This window comes from Adlercreutzia sp. DFI.6.23, from assembly GCF_024462535.1.
Lineage (GTDB): Bacteria > Actinomycetota > Coriobacteriia > Coriobacteriales > Eggerthellaceae > Adlercreutzia > Adlercreutzia rubneri.
In genome coordinates, this window is the sequence record NZ_JANGBP010000007.1 from 66,169 (window position 1) to 87,181 (window position 21,013).

General features: G+C 63.8%; 14 protein-coding genes and 1 riboswitch. Of the genes, 9 read left to right on the top strand and 5 right to left on the bottom strand.

Annotation, left to right across the window (positions count from 1 at the left end; all coding sequences use genetic code 11):
• The first annotated feature begins 175 nt into the window (after nt 1-175).
• Together NE591_RS08235 and NE591_RS08240 are read left to right on the top strand one after the other, a co-directional pair.
• Nucleotides 176-631, top strand: coding sequence for a hypothetical protein (locus tag NE591_RS08235; protein ID WP_114539543.1), 456 nt, complete (start codon nt 176-178; stop codon nt 629-631).
• Nucleotides 632-850: 219 nt separating this feature from the next.
• Complete coding sequence (locus NE591_RS08240; RefSeq protein ID WP_256156567.1) at nt 851-3,166, top strand: ATP-binding protein; 2,316 nt, start codon at nt 851-853, stop codon at nt 3,164-3,166.
• Nucleotides 3,167-3,227: 61 nt separating this feature from the next.
• On the opposite strand, the gene NE591_RS08245 is transcribed toward NE591_RS08240, so the two are convergent.
• Nucleotides 3,228-4,490, bottom strand: coding sequence for a RidA family protein (locus NE591_RS08245; RefSeq protein WP_256156568.1), 1,263 nt, complete (start codon nt 4,488-4,490; stop codon nt 3,228-3,230).
• 434 nt (nt 4,491-4,924) lie between these two features.
• Between NE591_RS08245 and NE591_RS08250 the strand changes: the two genes are divergently transcribed.
• Nucleotides 4,925-5,734, top strand: coding sequence for an MBL fold metallo-hydrolase (locus tag NE591_RS08250; RefSeq protein WP_173112075.1), 810 nt, complete (start codon nt 4,925-4,927; stop codon nt 5,732-5,734).
• A 5-nt stretch (nt 5,735-5,739) separates the two neighbouring features.
• On the opposite strand, the gene NE591_RS08255 is transcribed toward NE591_RS08250, so the two are convergent.
• Nucleotides 5,740-6,732, bottom strand: coding sequence for a hypothetical protein (locus NE591_RS08255; protein WP_256156569.1), 993 nt, complete (start codon nt 6,730-6,732; stop codon nt 5,740-5,742).
• A 228-nt stretch (nt 6,733-6,960) separates the two neighbouring features.
• On the opposite strand from NE591_RS08255, the gene NE591_RS08260 reads away from it, so the two are divergent.
• The 3 genes from NE591_RS08260 (at nt 6,961) to NE591_RS08270 (ending at nt 11,524) form a co-directional block, all read left to right on the top strand.
• Nucleotides 6,961-7,380: a peptide deformylase gene (locus NE591_RS08260; protein ID WP_114539548.1), complete on the top strand. Its 420-nt coding sequence runs from the start codon at nt 6,961-6,963 to the stop codon at nt 7,378-7,380.
• Complete coding sequence (locus tag NE591_RS08265; protein WP_173112081.1) at nt 7,373-9,562, top strand: UvrD-helicase domain-containing protein; 2,190 nt, start codon at nt 7,373-7,375, stop codon at nt 9,560-9,562. Before NE591_RS08260 ends, NE591_RS08265 begins: the two co-directional genes overlap by 8 nt.
• 177 nt (nt 9,563-9,739) lie before the next feature.
• Nucleotides 9,740-11,524: an ABC transporter ATP-binding protein gene (locus tag NE591_RS08270; RefSeq protein ID WP_173112084.1), complete on the top strand. Its 1,785-nt coding sequence runs from the start codon at nt 9,740-9,742 to the stop codon at nt 11,522-11,524.
• Between the two features lie 105 nt (nt 11,525-11,629).
• On the opposite strand, the gene NE591_RS08275 is transcribed toward NE591_RS08270, so the two are convergent.
• On the bottom strand, nt 11,630-12,106 hold the full coding sequence (locus NE591_RS08275) for a hypothetical protein (RefSeq protein ID WP_173112087.1): 477 nt from the start codon (nt 12,104-12,106) through the stop codon (nt 11,630-11,632).
• 227 nt (nt 12,107-12,333) lie between these two features.
• Between NE591_RS08275 and NE591_RS08280 the strand changes: the two genes are divergently transcribed.
• Nucleotides 12,334-15,672 (top strand): DEAD/DEAH box helicase, encoded by a 3,339-nt coding sequence (locus NE591_RS08280; protein WP_173112091.1) that lies wholly within the window; start codon nt 12,334-12,336, stop codon nt 15,670-15,672.
• 307 nt (nt 15,673-15,979) lie between these two features.
• On the opposite strand, the gene NE591_RS08285 is transcribed toward NE591_RS08280, so the two are convergent.
• Nucleotides 15,980-17,572, bottom strand: coding sequence for an FAD-dependent oxidoreductase (locus NE591_RS08285; protein ID WP_173112094.1), 1,593 nt, complete (start codon nt 17,570-17,572; stop codon nt 15,980-15,982).
• 116 nt (nt 17,573-17,688) lie between these two features.
• Here NE591_RS08285 and NE591_RS08290 point away from each other — a divergent pair, with 116 nt between their 5' ends.
• Nucleotides 17,689-18,327 carry a TetR/AcrR family transcriptional regulator gene (locus NE591_RS08290; RefSeq protein ID WP_256156570.1) on the top strand — a complete coding sequence of 213 codons (639 nt, stop codon included), beginning with the start codon at nt 17,689-17,691 and terminating at the stop codon, nt 18,325-18,327.
• A gap of 509 nt (nt 18,328-18,836) precedes the next feature.
• On the opposite strand, the gene NE591_RS08295 is transcribed toward NE591_RS08290, so the two are convergent.
• Complete coding sequence (locus NE591_RS08295; RefSeq protein ID WP_231699584.1) at nt 18,837-20,312, bottom strand: sodium:alanine symporter family protein; 1,476 nt, start codon at nt 20,310-20,312, stop codon at nt 18,837-18,839.
• A gap of 63 nt (nt 20,313-20,375) precedes the next feature.
• Nucleotides 20,376-20,485: riboswitch (glycine riboswitch) on the bottom strand.
• 312 nt (nt 20,486-20,797) lie between these two features.
• On the opposite strand from NE591_RS08295, the gene NE591_RS08300 reads away from it, so the two are divergent.
• Complete coding sequence (locus NE591_RS08300; RefSeq protein WP_114539556.1) at nt 20,798-21,007, top strand: hypothetical protein; 210 nt, start codon at nt 20,798-20,800, stop codon at nt 21,005-21,007.
• Nucleotides 21,008-21,013: the final 6 nt, after the last annotated feature.

Consider the following 21,013-nt stretch of genomic DNA (forward strand, 5'->3'; position numbering starts at 1 on the left):
CTCTTCGCTGATTGGGGCCACCATAGCAGACAAGCGGGCGATGTGAAAGCCCTTCTTCTCAGTTGCCCAACGTATGGGAGATGAGTATTGCTGATGCTGCCGCTTACGTATAAGATGACCGCGCTGGCTGCAAGGGACGCGATGGGCGTCGAAGAATGCGATCAAAGGAGCGGGAATGAAGCTTAAGGCGAAGATCATCGGGGCGGCAGCATGCGCCTTCGCGCTGTGCGTGGCGCTGGCAGGATGTGCCGGTGCGCCGGCGGGCAACGATGCCGCGAACTTCCAGGGGGATTGGATTTTGACGAGTGGCACCGTCGATGGCCAGGAGGCCACCGAGGAGACGCTGGCCCAGGCCCAGGAGATGGGACTTTCCGTTTACCTGCAATTGAACGAGGGCGGTTCTGCCGTGCTCAGCGTGCTGGGCACCAACATGGACGGCTCCTGGACCGCCAAGGACGCCACCACGGTGGAACTCACCTTCGACGGCAGCTCGGCTGAGGCGACGCTCGAAGGCGAGGAGCTCGTGATGCAGCAGGACGGCGACGTCATGCGCTTCAAGCGCGGCGAGATTCCGCCTGCGGCCAGCGAGGTTCAGCGCGACGAGAACCAGGCAGCCGAGCCAGAGGCTTAGACAACCTGCTGAAACGTCTGTCAATAACGACCATCGTAAGGTCCTTCGCCAGTTGCGGAGGGCCTTTTTGTGCACGTGACCAAAGAAAGGGAATTTTGCGAAACCATCTTTATACGGGTAAGATTTCCTATAAAATGACCTTTTGGCTCAGAAAGTGGTACACTGTAATAGTGCAACGTATGGGATTTTTTCAACAAACCTGTCAAGGGGAGTTTTGCCGTGGATGAACTGTTGAGAGCCTGGGAGACGACATTTGGCTGCAGCACGCTGCCTTTCGGTGTCGCCGAAGTGCTGCTTGACGATCGGGGGCGTCCCTATGATTTCGCCTATCGCTATATCAACGCCGCGGCGGCCTCTCTGACCGGGCATGTGGCGGAGGACCTGCTCGGCGAGGAGGCCTACGCCCTGTGGGGCGGCGATCCCATCTGGCTCGACCACTTCTACGAGGCGGCCTACGAGGGCCGCGCCTCGGAGTTCGAGGCGCCTTCCGAGATGCTCCAGCAGTTCTTCCGCGCCGAGGTGTTCCCCATTTCCGAGGGGCTGTGCGGATTCACCATCCACGACGTGACGGACTGGATTCTGCCCGCCCAGCGCTCCATGGAGAAGGCGGCCGCCGGCCTGTTCTTCTACGATATGCGCTACCGTCAGATGCTTCTGACGGAGCAGGCCCGCGAGCAAAGCGGCGTGGACAGCAACTATATCAGCCTGACCGAGTTCATCGACCTCACCTTCGGCAGCACCTTAAGCGAAGAGGTGCGTCAGAAGATGAAGGCCTTCCTCGAGCGACGCGAGGCCTTCTACCAGGAGGGACGCCTTCCCAACGGACGGTGGCTGCGCATGAGCCTCGATCACACCGACCGCTCCGAGCGATTCGCCTTCGGCTTTCTGGAGGATTTCACACGCACGAAGCTGGCCGAGGAGCGCAGCGAGCAGTACATCGACATCATCGACAGCCTGGGAGCGGAGAACTTCGCGCTGTACCTGGTCGATTTGGAAACTCAGGAACTCGAGGTGTACCGGCGCGGCGAGGAGATGACGGCGGAATTCGCCCTGGCCAGCGCGGAAGAGGGCGACTATCCCGCCGCCATGGAGCGCTACATCGACACCTTCGTGGTGGCCGAGGACCGTGCCCGGGTGCGAGCGGAAATCGGCGGCGAGGCCTTGTGGCGCCGCCTGGAAGCGGGGGAGACCGACTTCTCCGTGGGCTATCGGCGCCTGTTCGGCGACGAGGAGCAGTACGTGGAGCTGCGCATCATCCGCCTGCCCCAGCGCGATTCGAAGGTCATTTTAGCGGCCCGCAACGTCACCGGCGAGATGCGCGAGCAGCTGCGCCAGAAGGTGGCGCTGCAGAACGCGCTCGATTTGGCCGAGCATGCGAGCCAGGCGAAATCGACCTTCCTCACCAACATGTCCCACGACTTCCGCACGCCCATGAACTCCATCTCGGGCTTCGCGTCCATCGCGCTGGACCACCTGAACGACACCGATCGTGTGCGCGATTGCCTGCGCAAGATCATGCTGTCCAGCGATCACTTGCTGAGCCTGGTGAACGACATTTTGGATGTGAGCCGCATCGAGAGCGGCAAGATGTCCTTCAACGAGGACATCGTCAGCCTGCCGGATGCCGTGATCGAGGTGCAGGGCATGTTCGGCGAGAAGGCGGCGGCCAGCGGCGTCGATCTGACGATCGATGTGGACAACGTGGCCCATCCCCAAGTGGTCACCGATCCCTTGCGCCTGAACCAGATCCTCGTGAACACCGTGGGCAACGCGGTGAAGTTCACGCCCTCCGGGGGGCTTGTCACCGTGGCGCTCACTGAGCTTTCCGACGCGCCCCGCGGCTTCGGCGCTTATCGCTTGACCGTGAGCGACACCGGCTGCGGCATGACGCCGGAGTTCCTCGATCGCATCTTTCTGCCCTTCGAGCGCGATGGCCTCGGGTACGCCAACAAGACCGAGGGCACGGGGCTGGGCATGACCATCACCAAGAGCCTCGTCGACCTTATGGGCGGCGAGATAGCGGTGGAAAGCGTCGTGGGCCGCGGCTCGACGTTCGCCATCACGCTGCCGCTGCGCGTGGCCGACGCCGACGAGCTGGCCGAGGCCCGCGAGAAAGCGGCGGCGGCCGAGCGGTGCCAGCGCGATTTTACCGGCTGCAAGGTGCTCGTGGTGGACGACGACGATCTGTCCCGCGAGATTCTGGTGGAGATTCTGAAGGACTACGGCTTTAAGCCCGAAGAGGCGCGCGACGGCGATGCGGCCGTGCGCAAGGTGGCCTCCGTGGAGCCGTTCTACTACGATGCCGTGCTCATGGACATGCGCATGCCCCGCATGGACGGCGACGAGGCCACGCGTGAGATTCGCGCCCTGGATCGGCCAGACGCCGCCACGCTGCCCATCATCGCCGAGACGGCCGACGCCTTCGAGGAGGGCCAGCGCCGCGCCCGCGACGCCGGCATGACGGCGCTGACTACCAAGCCGCTGAACATCCACGAGTTGGTAGCGCTTCTGGCCGAGTACATTCCAGAGAAATAGAAACGCGCGGGCCACGAGCGGCCCGCGCGTTCTTGCATCGACGGTTCGAAGAGGTGCGCTCTTAGGCCACCGGCGGGGTGCCCTCCCAGTTGCCGGCGATGGCGTCGATCATGACGCGGGCGCCGAAGGGCAGCTCACCGCATCCCACGACCTTGCGGGCCGGCTTGTGGTCGCCGAAGAAGGCGGCGTAGGCCTCGTTCATGGCGGCAAGATCGGCGATGTCGGCCAGGTACACATTCACCTTCACGATGTCTTCCACCGCGTGGTCGACCGACTCGACGATGGCCTTCACATAGGCGAGGCACTGGGCGGTCTGCTCGGCGACGGTGCCGTCGATGAGCTTGCCGGACAGATTGAGCGGCAGCTGGGCGGAGATGTTGTTGTAGTGCGAGAAGGCCACGGACTGGGTGGCAAGCGGGCACTTCGGAGCGGCGTCGGTGTTGCACGCCTCGATGATGAGGCCGTGACGATCCTCGATGGCCTGGGGCGGGGTGCCGTCGCCATGGGAGACCACGGCCTCGACGGCCACGTCGCAGTGGTAGGGCAGATCCTTCACCGGCACCACGGTGCGGGCCGGCAGGTAGTTCACGGCGCGCGCGATGCCGGAATCGGGGAAGAACGTCTTGTACACGTCGTCCACCACGCTCGCATCGGCCAGGTTCTTCACGAAGATGGTCACCTTCACGATGTCGTCGAAGGGCACGTCCACGGAGGTGAGGATGGCCTTCACGTTCGCGAGGCACTGCGCGGTCTGCGCGGCCACGTCGCCCAGGATGGGACGGCCCGTGCCGGGATCGAGCGGCAGCTGCATGGTGATGTTGTTGTAGTGGGAGAACGCCACGGTCTGGGTGGAGCCGGCGTCGTAGGGGGCGGCGTGGGTGTTGTTGGTGAGCTTCACCAGGTCGCCGGCCTGCGGGACCGACTGGGTTCCCTCGCCGTTATCGACAAGCGCCTCGATGAACACGAGTGCGCCCTGGGGCAGGGCGTCGATGGCCGCCACGGTGCGGGCGGGCTGGTAGGTGGGGAAGAAGGAGGCCTGCACCTTCTCCACCGCGTTCAGATCCATGATGTCGGCCAAAAAGATGGACACGCGGATGATGTCGTTCATGTCGTGGCCGATGCTCTCCACGATAGCCTGCAGGTTCTTGAAGCACTGCTCGGCCTGCTCGGCGGCGCCGCCCGCCACGATGGCACCCGTCGCCGGGTCGATGGGCAGCTGGGCGGAGAGGTTGTTGTAGTGGGAGAACGCCACCGTCTGGGAATACAGGTCGCTCACGGGCGCCTTGTCGGTGTTGCGGGCCACTACCACGTTCGGATCGCTCATTGGTACCCCTTTCAAAGGTAAGAATCAGCAGCGACGCACAAATTGTGCAAGTGCATTAAACATGACGAAAAGAGTCGTTGTCAATGAGGAAAGCTTATTGCTACATTGTCGATGGGAAATTGGAGTGATCTTGACAAATGAAACTTCCGGGAATGCACAGGTCATGTCTGCAAAATTTGAGCATATGAACAAAATCAAGTCAGTTATGGGTTTTTGGCGATGAAGTCGCGTCGATGGCACCTTAATTTCGACTCGCGTTGAGGTGGTAGCCGCAAATCGACGAAGTTTAAGGTAAAACCGTTGATTTGAGGCTAGGTTTTAAAGACGGGGCGTTTGGGGCAAAAGGCGTTTTGGGCTGAGTCCTTGAACTGGATAAAGGGGATGTTTAGAATTATTCTCCATTTCAATGGCAATTCAAATGAAAGAAATTCTTAATGCTTCGACTGCATATACTGGCCAGCGGCAGCGGCGGGAATGCCGCCATTGTGGAGAATGCGGCGACGGGCGAGGGGGTACTTGTCGATTGCGGCATATGCAAGCGGGACTTCTTCGCCCGGGCCGAGGAAGCCGGGTTCAATTTGGAGAAGCTGCGGGCCGTCGTGATCACCCACGACCATGGCGACCATACGAAGGGGCTCGGCGTGGTCCTGCGCGGGCTGGCGAAGGCGGGGGCGCATCCTGCGGTGTGCGCCAGCGAGGCGGTGTTCGCGGCCTCCGCGCCTCTGCGCGAGGCTGTGGCCAGCGTCGGCGCCGCGTTCGAGCCCTTCGACGGAGGCGATCGGCTCGATTTGGCCGGCCTGGCCGTGCGTCCCTTCCGCACTTCCCACGATGCGGCCGATTCCTACGGGTTTCGGTTCGAAGAGCGCGGAAGCGGTTGCGACTCCCTCGGCTACATGACCGACACCGGTGTCGTGACCGATGCGGCCTGGGAGGCGCTTTCCGGCGTGCACCTGCTGGCTCTGGAGAGCAACCACGATGCGCGCATGCTTCAGATGGGCCCCTATCCCTACGTCATCAAGCAGCGCATCGCATCGGCGCGCGGGCATCTGTCCAACGACCAGGCGCGCGAGGCCCTGGATAACTTGGCTCACGAAAACTTGCGCGCGGTGGCGGCCATGCACGTTTCCCAGGAGAACAATACCTACCGGCTCCCGCGCGACACCTTCGAGGCCGTCATCGCCGAGCGCGGCCTTCCCACGACGGTCTCTGTCGCCTTCCAAAATCGCCTCGTGACCATTGGGTAGCGGCTCTACAGCTGCACGGCGTACACGCGGCCGGCGCCGCAGAGCTTGCCGAAGATGTACTTGTTGGAAGCCGACTCGTCGGTAGTGTAGACGCGCCCGTCATGGGATTCGATGCCCTCTTGCATGGGCGGTCCGACCAGATCTTCCGTCAGGTTGCGGGAATCGAGGCAGAACAGCTCCACCTCGTCGCCGGAACCGGTGGTGAAGGTGCCGTCGGGCGCGGCGAGGTTCACGTTGTAGGCGAGCAGGTGCGAAGGGGCGATGCCGTAGGAGACCGACAGCACGATGCGCCCGTCGTCGGTCGTGCAGGTGCCCTGGACCATGCCGGGGATGGAGAACACGTTGTCGGGCACCGTGGCGAAGCGGCCTGGACGGGTGGGATCGGCGGCGAAGGCGTACATGACGGCGGGGTTCTCGGTGCCGTCGGGCGTGGTGATGTGGTGGGCCTCGGGGGCCTCGTAGTCATTCGGGTGGTAGAAGTTCCCGAGCATGAGCTGTCCCTGCTCGATGTTCATGAAGGCAGGGGAGAAGTCGACGTCCACTTTCTCGGCGGCTTGCACGCAGGCGCCGTCCTCGGCGAACAGCAGGCTATCCATGGGGATGACGAGGTAGCCCTCCTCGCAGGCCAGATAGGCGTACTGCTCGTTGGTGGTGATGGCCGAGCCGTGGCCGTCGTAGGCCGAGCCGTCGGGCAGGGCGACGAAGAACTTCGCGATGGTGCCGTCGGCGGCGCGGCGGTAGAGCGGCGAGGGGGAGTGGTCGGCCATGTACCCGCTGAACAGCCACGAGTCGTCGGCTTCCACGTGGTCGAGGTCCTGGGGGACGAAGCCGGTGTTGATGCCCGGGATGTCGAAGGGGGATTCCGCGCGGTCGAAGAAGGGAGCGAAAGCGACGCGCATATAAATGTTCAGGGCGACCACCGCGATAAGCGCGACGGCGACGATGGCGCCGATGACGATGCTGGTGATTTTCAGCGCCCGATGGCTTTTCGCGGCCATGGCGACCTCCTTAAGCGTTGGCAGTTCGGCGAGCGACGATGGCTCGGCTTCAGCATACCTTATGCCCGCGCTTCGCGCGCCGGCTCGTGGGCGCTACGTCATGAGTTTGTTTCAGATCGCTTCGTCTGGCGGATGGTTGCCCTTGAGCGCCGTCGGTGGTGTATACTCTTTAGTCGCATTTTTCACGAGCGCGGCGGCCCGTGCCGTCGCAAACCCGAAGGAGCCCCTGTGATCAGAGAGATTATCACCGACGAGGAAATCCTGTCGAAGCCCTGCGATGCCGCCACGGCCGCCGACGCCGCCATCGCCGACGATTTGGTGGAGACGCTGCTTGCCAGCGACGAGGCCGTGTGCCTGGCCGCCAACCAGATCGGCGAGACAAAGCGCATTGTCGCCTATCTGAACGAGGCCGGCCGCCCGCAGGTCATGTACAACCCGCGCGTCACCCAGAAGCTGAAACCCTACACCGCTGTGGAGGCATGCCTCTCGCGCGAGGAGCCGACGGCCGTCACGCGCTACGACTGGGTGCGCGTGAGCTACGAGGTGCTGGTCGACGGCGAGCTTGTGGAGCGCAAGAAGAAGCTCGAGGGCAACGCCGCCCAGGCCGTGCAGCACATGATCGACCACTGCGAGGGCATCCTTGTCTAGGGAAGGGCAACAGAGCGCCGGCGCCCCTTCCGTAGGGGGCGACCTTGGTCGCCCCTCGGCCGCGACCGGGCAGGAGGCCGCGGATCTCGTCTTCGCCGCCGAACAGGCGCACCTGAGCGAGACCTACGGCAAGCTGGAGAAGATCGGCCGCGATGCGATAGCCGCCATGGAGGCCGTGGCGCGTGATGCCGCCGAGGACAAGAAGTCCATGGCCGAGGAGCTGGCCGTGAACTTCGCCACCTGGGATGACATCCTGGAGACCCATGCCGACATCGTGGCCATGAACAACATCATCGAGGCCCACGACATGGCCAACTCCGTGCAGGCCGAGCGCCTGCGAGCCGTGGAAGTGCTCCTGCGCGAGCCCTACTTCGCGAAGATCGCGCTGCAGTTCAAGGAAGGGGCGCCGGCCAAAGAGCTCTACATCGGCTCGGCGGGCATCTCGGACGAGAACTATCGGCGCCTGGTCGTGGACTGGCGAAGCCCCGTGGCCGAGGTGTACTACAACCAGACCATGGGCCCCACCTCCTATGTGGCCGATGGGCGCACCATCCACGTGGACTTGCAGCTGCGCCGCCAGTTCGAAATAGAAGAGGACCGTCTCATCACCTACTTCGATTCGGATGTGGCCATCGAGGACAAGCTGCTGCTCGCGTCGCTTTCCCGCGGGCGCTCGGCCCATATGCAGGCCATCACTGCTACCATCCAGCGCGAGCAGAACGCCGTCGTGCGCCACGAGGACGTGCCGGTGCTTCAAGTGGCGGGCATCGCCGGCTCGGGCAAGACCTCGGTGTTCATGCAGCGCATCGCGTATCTGTTCTACCAGCATCGCGGCGCCCTGGATCCGACCCAGGTCTTCCTCATCTCGCCAAATCCGGTCTTCGGCCGCTACATCGACCGCGTGCTGCCCGACCTCGGCGAGCGCAACCCGGAGATTCTCACCTGGGAGGAGTTCCTCTCGCCGCTGCTTCCCGCCGGGCGCGGCGTGGGCGAGAGCGACGTATCGCTTGAGCGCCTGCGGGCCATTGATGCGGCGGTGGCCTCCTTCGAGTTCGCACGCAGCGACTTCCGCGACATCACGAGCGCCGGCGTGCGCCTGCTCGGCGGGGATGCGGTGGAGAAGGTGTCGGCGAAGTTCGCGAACCTGCCTGCCGGGCCGCACCGGGCGACGCTCATGGCCGAAGAGCTGTCCGTTCGCCTGACGGCGCGGTTGAAGTCGCTGGCGGCTCAGGAGGACACCCACGACGAGATCGCCTCGCTTCCCGTGGACGAGCAACTGCGCCTGTTCGGCGAGGTCTTCGATCCCCAAAGCGACGAGGAGGCCCGCACGCTGGCCCTCGTGTATTTGGAAGAGAAGCACACCGATGCCCTGCGCGCCATGGAGGCCATGGAGTGGCTGGATGTCGATCGCGTGGCCGCGCGCCTGCTCGGCCGCGAGGGGCTGACCTCGGTGGAGTGGGTCTACCTGAAGATGGCGCTGACCGGTCTTGGCAACCCCGAGGCGCGCTACGTCATGATCGACGAGGCCCAGGACTACTCCCAGGGCCAGCTGGCGGTGCTTGCCCGCTACTTCCGTCGGGCGCACTTCCTGCTTCTGGGCGATCCGAACCAGGCCATCTTCGAGGGCACGGCCACGTGGGACGAGATGCGCGCGGTGTTCGAGGAGATGCGCGGTTCTGTGTCGCAGTGCCGCCTCATGACGAGCTACCGCTCCACGCCGGCCATCACCGACCTGTTCGCGCGGCTTCTGCCCGCGGGCGAGGCCATGGAGGTTGCCTCGGTGCAGCGCGAGGCGCCGGCTCCGGAGATTGTGGTGTGCGAGAACGCCGACGAGTGGAAGGCCGCGTTGGTGGAAGCAGTGCGCGTCGCGTGCGACGCCGGCGGCTTAACGGCGGTGATCGTCCCCTGGAAGAACGACGCCAAACGCCTCGCAAAGACGCTGGACGGCGTCACCGTGCTCGGCGAGGGCGACAGCCTGCCGGAAACGGGGATCGTCGTGGTGCCGCTGAAGCTGGCGAAGGGGCTCGAGTTCGACCGCGTCATCATCCCCGACGCCTCGGCCCGAGCCTTCCCGAACAGCGACATCGCCCGGCGTCGCCTCTACACCACCATCAGCCGCGCCACCCGCCACCTCACCATCCTGTCCAACGGCGAACTGACGGAACTGCTCAACCAAGGTTGAGCGAAGCGGGATGCGGGGTGCCGCTCACCAAGCGAGTTCCGCAGATGGTATCGAAGGCAGTAAATAAGAGGGAGTAAATAGCCCTAACGCCTTCGATACCAGCGAGGACTGTTTGAGCGACTGAGCGGTACCCCGCAGCCCGCCCTCGGGGAGCCGCAAGAAGAGAAGAGAGGATCGATGTCGAAGAAGCAATCGCTTACGATGCGTAGTTTGCACTACTACTGGCTGGCGACGCGCAATCACCTGGGCTTGTTCGTGGCGCTCGTCGCCTCGACGATCGGGTTCTGCGGCTTTCTCACCTACGGCAACCCCTACGTGATGAGCCTCATCGTCGATCGCATCAGCGCCGACCCGGTGGCTCCCGAGGCCGTGTTCGACGTGTTCGGCCCCTACATCGCCGCGCTCATCGGCATCAATCTGGCGGGACAGACCTGCAGCAAGCTTCAGGACTACACGTTGTGGAAGCTGCAGATCGCCGTGAACTACGATTTGGCCACCATGGCCTTCGATTGTTTGTGCAACCAGTCGCTGTCGTTCCATTCCAACCGCTTCGGTGGCACGCTCGTCAGCCAGACCTCGAAATTCATGGCCGGTTACACCCAGCTTCTGCAGACCATGAACTTCCCGTTTTTGCCGATCCTCTGCTCCATCACCTTCACCTGCCTCATCTTGTTTCCGGTGGTGCCGGCCTATGCGGCGGTGCTCATGGCGATGCTCGCGGTGTACGCAGTCATCAGCTACCTCATGTACAAGCGCATCCTGCATCTGAATGAAAAGGCCGCCAGCGCCCAGAACCAGCTGTCCGGCGAACTGTCGGATGCGGTCACGAACATCCTGGCCGTGAAGACCTACGGGCGCGAGGACTACGAGCGGCGGCTGTTCGACACGGCGAATCGCGAGGTGGTGGCGCGCGATTCGAAGCGCATGCGGGCCTCGCTTGCCCGTGGCATCACCACGGCGGCCATCACCGTGGTCATCATGTCCGTGGTGACGGTGTTCATCTCCGGCGGCAACGCCTGGTTCGGCATCACGCCGGGCACGGTCATCCTCATGTTCACCTACACGAACACGGTGACGAACCAGTTCAACTTCATCAACACGGGCCTGCAGCGCATCAACCAGGCCTTCGGCGACGCGAGCGGCATGACGGCGGTGCTCGATGAGCCGCGCCTGGTGGCCGACAAGCCCGGCGCGCAACCGCTCGATGTGGAACTGGGCGACATCAACTTCAAGGACATCAACTTCTGGTACACCGACGGCGATGTGAAGACCCAGGTGTTCCGCGATTTCAACCTTCAGATTCCTGCGGGACAGCGTGTGGGCCTTGTCGGCATGTCCGGTGCGGGGAAGACGACGCTCACGAAGCTTCTGCTGCGCCTGGCCGACATCCAGGAGGGCGAGATTTTGGTGGACGGCCAGAACGTGGCCGACGTGACCCAGCAGTCGTTGCGCCGGCAGATCGCCTATGTGCCCCAGGAGGCGCTGCTGTTCCACCGCTCCATCGCCGAGAACATCGCCTACGGGCGGCCCGACGCCACGATAGAGGAGATTCGCGAGGCGGCCCGGGCGGCCAACGCGCTCGAGTTCATCGAGGATTTGCCCCAGGGGTTCGACACCATCACCGGTGAGCGCGGCATCAAGCTGTCGGGCGGTCAGCGCCAGCGTATCGCCATCGCCCGCGCCATGCTGGCCGACTGCCCCATCCTCGTGCTGGATGAGGCCACGAGTGCGCTCGATTCGGAGAGTGAGGCCGCCGTGCAGGAGGCCCTTGCGCGCCTTATGGAGGGCCGCACCGCCATCGTGGTGGCCCACCGCCTCTCCACCGTGGCGAGCCTCGACCGCATCGTCGTGCTGTCCCAGGGACGTATCGTGGAGGACGGCCCCCATGCCGAGCTCGTGGCGAAGGGCGGCGACTACGCCCGCCTCTGGAACCGCCAAACCGGCGCCTTCGCGGGGGAGTAGGGGCTGGTTTTCGCGTTCGTGCGGCGATTGGCAAGCTATTCGCCGCAGAATTTGCGGTGAATAGGGAAAGGCGCAGGGTGCGACGCGAATTTGCGCAGGACTGGTCTACAGCTTCACGACGGTGTCAGTGGGGCCGGATTCGGTGGCGCTTACGAGAACGGTGGCCGAGGGGGAGGCGACATCGCCGGTGCACAGGGCGTAGAGGCCCGGACGGTTCACGGTGACGGCGCCGAGCTCGTCGGCGGACAGCGTGCGGTCGCGGGAGGGAACGACGGTGCCGTCCTCAGCCACAGCGGCGGTGCAGAGGTAGACTTCGTCGGCGCCGCTTTCCACGGCGAAGGTGAGGCCCGTTTCCGTGGCGCTGGCGGAGCCCGTGCCCTCCACGGCGGCGCGGCCGTCGCTATGGCAGGAGGCGCATTGCTCGCCGGATTTCGTGATGGGATGGTTTGATGCGCAGCCGACCAGGGCGAGGGCGCTCATGGTTAAGAGGGCGGCGAGGGCGAGTGCGGCGAAGCGCCTGCGCTGGCGATGCGAATGCGTGGTAGTGCCGGTACTGGTACAGGGTGAGGCGAAAAGGCCCATGAGTCCTCCTCGGGATGGGGCGGCGGATGCGGTTTCGCGTTCTTCGTGTCGCGTCCATCATACTCAGAGCTGCTACCCGAGTAAGTTGCAAGCAGAGAATCCGGCAAGTTTTTCGAGGTTACCGACATGCCTTAGGGAGTCGCAAGGCCTTGCGCTTACCCCGCACTGCGAACAGACAAGTTGTGGTAACCTCAAGTGTTCGCATTCGGCAATTGAAAGGAGGCGCGGTGGGTCTGGGCGGTATCAAGTTGGCCGATTACGCCGATCCGCGGGCGGTGTCGCGGGGCGTAGGGCTGGCGGCCAGCGCAAAGGCGGTTGCGGATCGCACCGTACGGCGCGATGACGATACGACGATCATCTCGGCCCAGGTCGCCTCAGCGTCGGGCATTGCCGATTACTTTGAGACGTCGGTGATGTTCGGCGACTTCGAGTCGCGCATCGTCGATTACGAATGCACCTGCCCCGCCATTGCCCGCTTCGACGGGCTGTGCAAGCACTGCGTGGCCCTGGTAACGACCTACTTCACCCAGCCCCGCAGCTTTCGCGACGTTGGGGCGAATCGCGCGGCGTCTCGCAGCCAGCGCACGACGAGTGAGGCGCTGGCCCGCTGCCTCGCCCAAGGCGCGACGGCGCCTGCAGGCGCAGCATCGCGCGGAGCGGGATTGCCCGTCTTGGGCGTGGCGCCCGGCAGTGTTCATTTGACGCCGCACCTTGCCTTCGACGGGCGTCTCTGGTCGCTGCGGCTCGATGCGGAAGGCCCGCAGGGCACTTACGTGGTGCGCGACCTTGAGGCCTTAGCCCATCGCGTGCAGCGTGGGGAGTACTTCTCCTACGGGAAGAAGCTCGCCTTTGCCCATCGGCTCGAGGCCTTCGACGGGCCTTCCCGCGCCGTGGCCCGCACGCTGGCCGAGGTGTTTCCCGATGAGCGCTTGTTCGGCGGCTCCACGTTCCGAGCCGCCGCCGGGAAGCGCGAGGTGCGCCTGCGAGAGGCGGAGCTGGCCGATATGCTCGATGCCATGGGGGAGCGCGCCTCGTTCATCCTTGAGCGAAGCGATGGCGGCGCTGCCGCTCCGGCTCCGACGCCGTGGACCATCGCGGAGGACATCCCCACTGCATCTCTTGAGTTCCTTCCCTCCGAAGGCGGTTACGACCTGCGTCTTTCCAAGGAGGTGCTGGTGGTGCGCGGGCTCGAAGTGGCCTTCGTGCTGGCCGACGGCATAGCTGCGCGGACGACAGGTGCCGATGCGCGCGCTTTCTCGTTTCTGCGGGATGCGGAACTCGACGCGGGTCGGGCGGCCTTTGTGGCTGAGCGCGATGCCGAGGCATTCTGCCGGCGCGCGCTGCCCGTGCTGGAGGAGACGCTTGCGGTGGATCTGCCCGAGGCGTGGGAGGCGCTGCGCCCGGTGGCTGGTACGCTCGCCTTCTACTTCGACGTGACGGGTAAGAAGGAGGCTGCGCTCATCCGCCTCACGGCGAAGGCCTTTTACGGCGAGCGGGAAGTGGTGTTGGAAAGCCCTGCCGATTCTGCTGAGGAGCCGGAGTTGCGGCCGGCCTCGAGCCAGGCCTTCCGCGATCAGGACCTGGAGGATGCGGGCGTGGCCGTGGCCGCGCAGTTCTTCGATGGCTCGTGCACGCTGCCCCTGCGCCAGACCGAGCTGGCCGGCGAGCTGCTCTATGGCGGCCTGGCGCAATTTCGGGCCGTCGGCGAGGTGTTCACCACGCCCGCCTTCGACCGCCTCATCATGGAACGGCCGCCGCGGGTGTCGCTGGGTCTTTCCCTGCGCGCGAACCTCATCCAGATGGATGTGCGCGAGAGCGACCTTTCCGCCGACGAGCTGCGAGCGATGCTTTCCGCTTATCGGCGCCGCAGGCGCTTCCATCGCCTGAGCGACGGGCGCATCGCCGCTCTGGGAGAGGGGGATGTGGCGGCACTCGGCGATATGATGCGCGATTTGGGCGTGTCGGCCGACGCGTTGCTGGACGGTGGTGCCGAGCTGCCAACCTATCAGGCGTTCTACCTAGATCGGGAGTATGGCGATGCCGTGCGCGACCGCGCCTTCGAAGACTACCTGCGTTGTCTGGACGGGTCGCCCGCGCCTGCGGAGGCGCCCGCTTCCCTTGCGGGTACGTTGCGGCCCTACCAGGTGGAGGGCTTCCGCTGGCTGGCGCGTCTGGCATCGCTCGGTTTCGGCGGCATCCTGGCCGATGAGATGGGTCTCGGCAAGACGTTGCAGATGATAGCCCTGGTGAAGAGCTTGCGTGACGCCGAGCGGCTGGCCGGCCCCGTGCTCGTGGTCTGCCCCGCCTCCCTCGTGTTCAACTGGGCCGACGAGTTCGCCCGCTTCGCTCCCGATGTGTCGGTGATCGCTCTGGAGGGATCTCGCGCGCACCGCGAGGCGCTGCTGGCCCGTGCGAGCGGCGAGCCCTGCGTGGTCGTGGCCTCCTACGATCGCGTGCGCATCGATGGCGCGCAGCTCGCCCGCATCGATTGGGGCATGGTGGTGCTCGACGAGGCCCAGTACATCAAGAACCACGCCACCAAGACCACCCGCGCCGTGAAGCGCCTGCGCTCCCGTTTGCGGTTCGCGCTCACGGGTACGCCGGTGGAGAACCGCCTCTCGGAGCTCTGGAGCATCTTCGACTTCCTCATGCCCGGGTTCCTCGGCAGCTACGAGCGGTTCCGCGAGCGCTACGAGCTGGGCATTATCGGCGAGGACGAAGAGGCGGCCGCGCGGCTGCGCGCGCTCATCGAGCCGTTTGTGCTGCGTCGCCGCAAAGCCGACGTGCTCACCGATTTGCCCGCCAAGTTCGAGGGTATCCGCTATGTGCCCCTTTCCCGCGAGCAGCGGCGGCTCTACGACGGCGCCGAGCAACGCTTGCGCGAGGATTTGAACGTCCAGAAGCGTCAGAACGCCTCGCGGGCCAATCGTCGCGGGCATATTCCCGATGCCGAGAAGAGTGCTGTCGAGGTGCTGGCTGAGCTGACGCGCCTACGCCAGATCGCGCTGGATCCCTCGCTCGTGTTCGAGAACTACAAGGGCGGCGCCGAGAAGCTGGGCGCCATCATGGAATTGGTGGACGAGGCAATGGAAGCTGGGCGCAAGGTGCTCGTATTCTCGCAGTTCACGAGTTATCTGGACGTGCTTTCCGCCGAACTCGATCGCCGTGGTATCGCGCACTTCACTATAACGGGCGCTACGCCCAAGCGCGAGCGTGTGCGGCTGGTGAACCAGTTCAACGACGATGAGACGCCGGTGTTCCTCGTGTCGCTGAAGGCCGGCGGCACGGGGCTCAACCTCACCGGTGCCTCGGTGGTGGTGCATGCCGACCCGTGGTGGAACGCCGCCGCCACCGATCAGGCGACCGACCGCGCCCATCGCATCGGGCAGAGCCGCGAGGTGGACGTGTACAAAGTGGTGGCCAAGGGCACCATCGAGGAGCGCATCGTGGCCCTTCAGGAGGCCAAGCGCGACCTGGCCGATTCCGTGATCGCCGCAACAAACGGCGAGGCGCTCGCCGGACTTACCCGCGAGCGCCTCGCAGAGCTTCTCGGGGAGGCGGACTAGCGGGTTTCGTGCAAGATTTTGCGTTTTTGCGATATCGCCATCCTGCCAAGTGCGGTATTTCGCGTTTTTGCGACACCAATTACCCCCGCAGTGACGTCCAGAGTCGCAAAAACGCGAAATATTGCACGCTATGTGGCTCTCGGGCGTCCGGTTGTTGTTCGACGGGAGCATTTGGCTTCGCGATGCTTTGGCTGCATTGGCGCCCTTTCACGGTTCGAGCGTTCGCGCGGTAAAAGCAGAAGAGGCGGCCCGAAGACCGCCCCGTGCATGAGAAATACCCCCGTCCGCTCAGTGTGCGCCGAAACGCTTACTTTTGGGCGGCAGCTGCTTCCGCTGCCAAACGCCCCGAAGTGGCCGCCCAGCCCTGTTGAGAACCGGAGCACACATCTACATCGTAGTTGGCGCCGTACAGTCCTGCCGCGTCGCCGCCGGCAGCGAACAGCCCTTCAATGGGGGAGCCGTCGGTGCCCATTACTTGCATGCGGTCGTTTACGCGCAAGCCGCCCACGGTGGTAAAGAGCGTCGGCGTGATGCGGGCGCCGTAGAAGGGCGGGGTGGATACGGGCAGCAGCATATTCGCAGGCAGCCCGTAATCCTCATCAGCGCCTGCGGCGCAGAATCCGTTGAAGCGCTCTACCGTTGCGGCGAGCGTGGCGCTGTCCAGCCCGAGGGCACGTGCCAGTTCCTCGATGCTGTCGGCCTGCACAAGTCCCTCGCATGTGAGCAGACCCTCGCGACACGCATAGGGCTGTCCCGCAAAGGCGCCGAGGTTCGGCATGGGCATCCAGGGACCTGCGGTCTCGATATGGTCGATGAACGCGTCGTCGAAAATGGCGAAATTGGCCGCATTGGTGGTCAGCACATTGCCCACAGCGGTGAAATCGCTGGTGGCGGCCTCATTGAAGTAACGGATGCCCGCCTCGTTCACGCGCATGGTGGGTTGCATGGTCACGATGTAGTTGGGAATATCCGAGAACGCGCTCGTGCCGTCCAGCATGCCCGTGTGCCACATGACGGCTTCGGGGTGATGGGTGTCGGCTCCCGCCTCAGCGACGGCATGGGCGATGCCGTCGCCGTCGCGGCCCTCCATGCCCCATACGTGCACGTTTGCATAGGGGCGACCTGTGAACTTCTCGAACATCCCCTGATTGTTCGCGTAGCCGCCGCTTGCCAGAATAACGGCTCGGCTTTCGATGAGAATCTCTCCGTCGGAACCCTCGGCGTAAACGCCCGTAACGCATCCGTCCTCTACGCGCAGCCCGGTGAAGGGGGTTGAAATGCGGAACTGCACGCCGAGCTCCTCCGCGGCCGGCTGAATGACGGAAAGTACGTCGCCAACATGAGTGGGCATGCCGCTTTCGTCGGCTGGAAGATGCCATACTTGGTAAGAATCGCCGAGGGCCGCGATGGAGGCCCAGGCAGTCCCATGATCCTCGAGCCAATCGATGGTGGCGCCGCTGTTGTCGGCGAAAGCGCGCACCACCGGTCCCAGGCATCCGTAATGGTGATAGGCGAGCGTGTCGGCCACGACTGCATTCGGATCGACGGTGATGTTCTGGGCCGCCTGGGCTTTCGACCCGATGCCGCAAAAGCCCTCTGCTACGGCCGAAGTGCCTCCCAAGCCGCTGTTCTTCTCGAGGCAAATGACGGAAAGCCCCAGCTCGGCAGCGCGACAGGCTGCCACGGTGCCCGCTGTTCCCGAGCCTACAATTACGACATCGGCCTGCTCCGTCGAAATGGGGTTGTGAGTTGGAGCCTCTTGATTTGCGCCGGTGCCGGCCAAAGTGCCCTGATCTGCCGATGCCTCCGTTGAAGACGGCGCGCAGCCGGCGAGTCCCGCCAACGCCGCCCCTCCGGCGCAGAGTGCTCCCGCGAAAAACGAACGACGTGATAGATCCATGATCCGCTCCTTCCCTGAAGTTGTTGGTACACCGTACCAAATGATGGCATCATCATATGGTACGGTGTACCAACTTGTCAAGGGGTATAATTTACCCGACCAGAGAAAGGCGGCCCATGTCCCGTGCAAAGAACAGCGCTCCCCGAACCGTGCTCACCAATGACGAGTTGGCCCGTGCGGCTCTCGCCCTCATCGATGAAGAGGGGGTGGAGGCCTTCTCGTTCCGCAAGTTGAGCGCGGTGACCGGTGTTCCCACTATGACCATCGCCAATCGCTTCGGCAGCAAGGACGCCCTCATGAAAGCGGCGCTCGGCGAAATGCTTGCCGAGAACAAAATCGAGCCGGTAACGGGAGAAACATGGCAGCAGTCGTTGCGCCGCGTGGCCCATGCGAACCGCTCTATGGCGCTGGCGCACCCCAAAGCTTTCATGCTGTTCGTCATGACTCCCCAGTTTGAGTCGCCGTCGCTGGAATTCACCCGATCGGTTTTTGCCACTCATGAGAGCGATACGCTGCCGGCCCATATGCCCGAGTATTTCTTGTCGCTCATGCATTCGTTCCTGACGGGTTTTCAGCTGCAGGAAATGTATGTGAATGAGCATTACAGCGGCAACGTTCCGGTGGCTGACGGAGAAAGCGGCGACCGTCAAAGAATGGCTCGCATGATCGCGGGCCTTTATGACGAAGATGCCTTTAATCGCAACTTGGAGATCATCATTGCTGGTTTTGCTGCTTGCTTCGATTTGCCCTCCTGAGGTTGCCAAAACGTACTGACGCCTTTCAGGATGCTAGGTACGACCTCATGCTTCCTCGGCGCCACCGCCAACAGGAGCGCTCTAGCCGAGGCTGCCCGCGCGTCTGTTCCACCTTACGGGGAAGGGCGAGCTTCTGGGGGAGGACGGTGCCTCAAGGGGAGGGTGAGCAACGGGTTCCATGCAGGATTTTGCGTTTTCGCGACATCGACGTCTTGTGGAGTGCGGTATTTTGCGTTTTCGCGACATCGGTTGCCCCGCAGTGATTCCCCAAGTCGCAAAAACGCAAAATCCTGCATGTTATGTGCCTCTCGGACGTCACGGGTTCCTGGGCGAGGAACTCGGCGCTGTAGTTGTGCGGGCGCCATGGGTTGCCCGGCTTCGCGATGTTCCGAATCTGAAGTCCTGAACCGCGAGTGCCTCCCCTTGCAGATCAGGTGGCCGCGTTCCAAATTGAAAGGGGCGGCCCGAAAGCCGCCCCTGTACGGGTATGTTTTGTTGCGATCGAAGCGCTACTTGCGCTTGTCCTCCTCTACGAGGGCGTTCATGGCGGCGCGCTCCTGGTCTTCCAGGCGCTCCTCGGCCGCGTCCAGCGCGCGCTTGTCGTGCTTGGCGTTGGCGATGGCGAGCACCGCGCCGGACAGCGCGAACAGCGCGATGGCGTTGGGGATGACCATCAGCTGGTTGAACATGTCGGCGAGCTCCCACACCAGGTCGTTGGACAGAAGCGACCCCATGAAGATGAACACGAGCGCGATGATGGTGAAGGGCAGCACGGCGCGCTTTCCGAAGAGCCACTCCACGTTCAGCTTAGCGAACAGGTTCCACGAGAGGATGGTGGAGAAGGCGAAGAACAAAAGGCAGATGGCCACGAACCACGCGCCCACGTTCGCGCCGAAGAACTGCCCGAAGGCCAGCTGGGCGATGTTGGTCTTGGTGATGGTCTCGGCGGTGAGCGTCGCGTAGTCGCCGGTGGCCAGCGTACCGTCGCCCACGTAGAGCACCGACAGCACCACGAGCGCGGTCATGGTGACGACGATGATGGTGTCCACGAACACACCGATCATGGCCACGACGCCCTGCTCGTGCGGATCCTTCACCTCGGCTAGCGCGTGGGCGTGCGGGGTGGAGCCCATGCCGGCCTCGTTGGAGAACAGGCCGCGCTTGGCGCCCTGGCTGATGGCGGCGATGATACCGAAAGTGGCACCGCCCACGGTGGCGTCGGGGTTGAAGGCGCACTGGAAGATGAGCGCGAAGGTGGCCGGGATGTTGGCGGCGTTCATGATGAGCACGACAAGCGACCCGAGCACGTAGAGGATGGCCATGACGGGCACGATCTTCTCGGTGACGGCGGCCAGACGGGACACGCCGCCGATGAACACGGTGCCAGCCAGAATGACCACGATAAGCCCCATGACCCAGGTGGGGATGCCGAAGGCGGTGTTCATGGTCTCGGCGATGGAGTTCGACTGCACCATGCAGCCCATGAAGCCGAGCGCCAGAATGATGGCCACGGCGAAGAACCCGGCGAGGAACTTGCCCCCGTTGCCCTTGAAGGCCGTGGTGATGTAGTAGACCGGGCCGCCGTGCACGGTGCCGTCCTCGTCGACTACGCGGGTCTTCTGGGCCATGACCGCCTCGGCGTAGTTGGTGGCCATGCCGAGCAGGGCGATGATCCACATCCAGAAGATGGCGCCCGGGCCGCCCACGATGATGGCGCCGCACGCGCCCACGATGTTGCCCGTGCCCACCTGGGCCGCGATAGCGGTGGACAGCGCTTGGAACGACGTCATGCCGCCGCCCTGGTTGCCGCCGCGCAGGCTGAAGTTGCCGAACACGCGGCGCCAGCCTTCGCCGAAGCAACGGAACTGGATCGCCTTGGTGCGCACGGTGAACCAGATGCCCATGCCGAGCAGCAGGATGATCAGGATGTAGTTGGACAGGTAGTTGTTGATGGTGGTAACGATACCAAGTAGCGCCTCTTCCACGGCATTCCCTTCTTCTCGCGAGAAGACTCGGGGGAACTCATGCGTGGGCGGCCGAAGAAGTCGCGTCATCGCTCTGTCCGTTTGCCTGAGAGATTCAGCTTGCCTGCGGAGGTCGTCCGCGCGCACGCCTTGCACCTTCGGCACTCACTTAAGAGTTCTCCAGAGTTTTCTCCGCCCCCGGTTTGCTTATGCTGCGCTTGCGTTGCCTCGGCGCTGCGGGCAGGCCGCTTTGCCTCATCGCGCGAGCGCTTCGTGCATCCCGAAGGCCTCACAGAAATATTGACTCGGTCACTATACGCCCTGACGCGGCGTCGATCAACAACTATTTCGCTCAACGTTGCGCGTTGCCCCCGCAATGCTCCGTGGAGCCCGCGAAAGGCGGTGTCCGTGCAGTGGTTGCGGGATGACTACGAATGGGATTCGGCCGCGGCACCCGTGCTAGACTGGGGCGACGAAAGCGACAAAAGCCAAGGAAAGAGATCGCCATGAGCAAGTACGACAAACTGTGGGAATACGTGGAAGAGCAAGAAGGCGACGAGCTGGTACTCACCTTCGACGAGATCGGCGCCATCGCCGGCGTTCCTTTGGATCATTCGTTCCTCAACTATAAGAAAGAGCTCCTGCCCCATGGCTGGGAAGTGGGCAAGATATCCATGAAACAGCAAACCGTGCGCTTCAAGCGACTGGCGGAATAAGGCTGT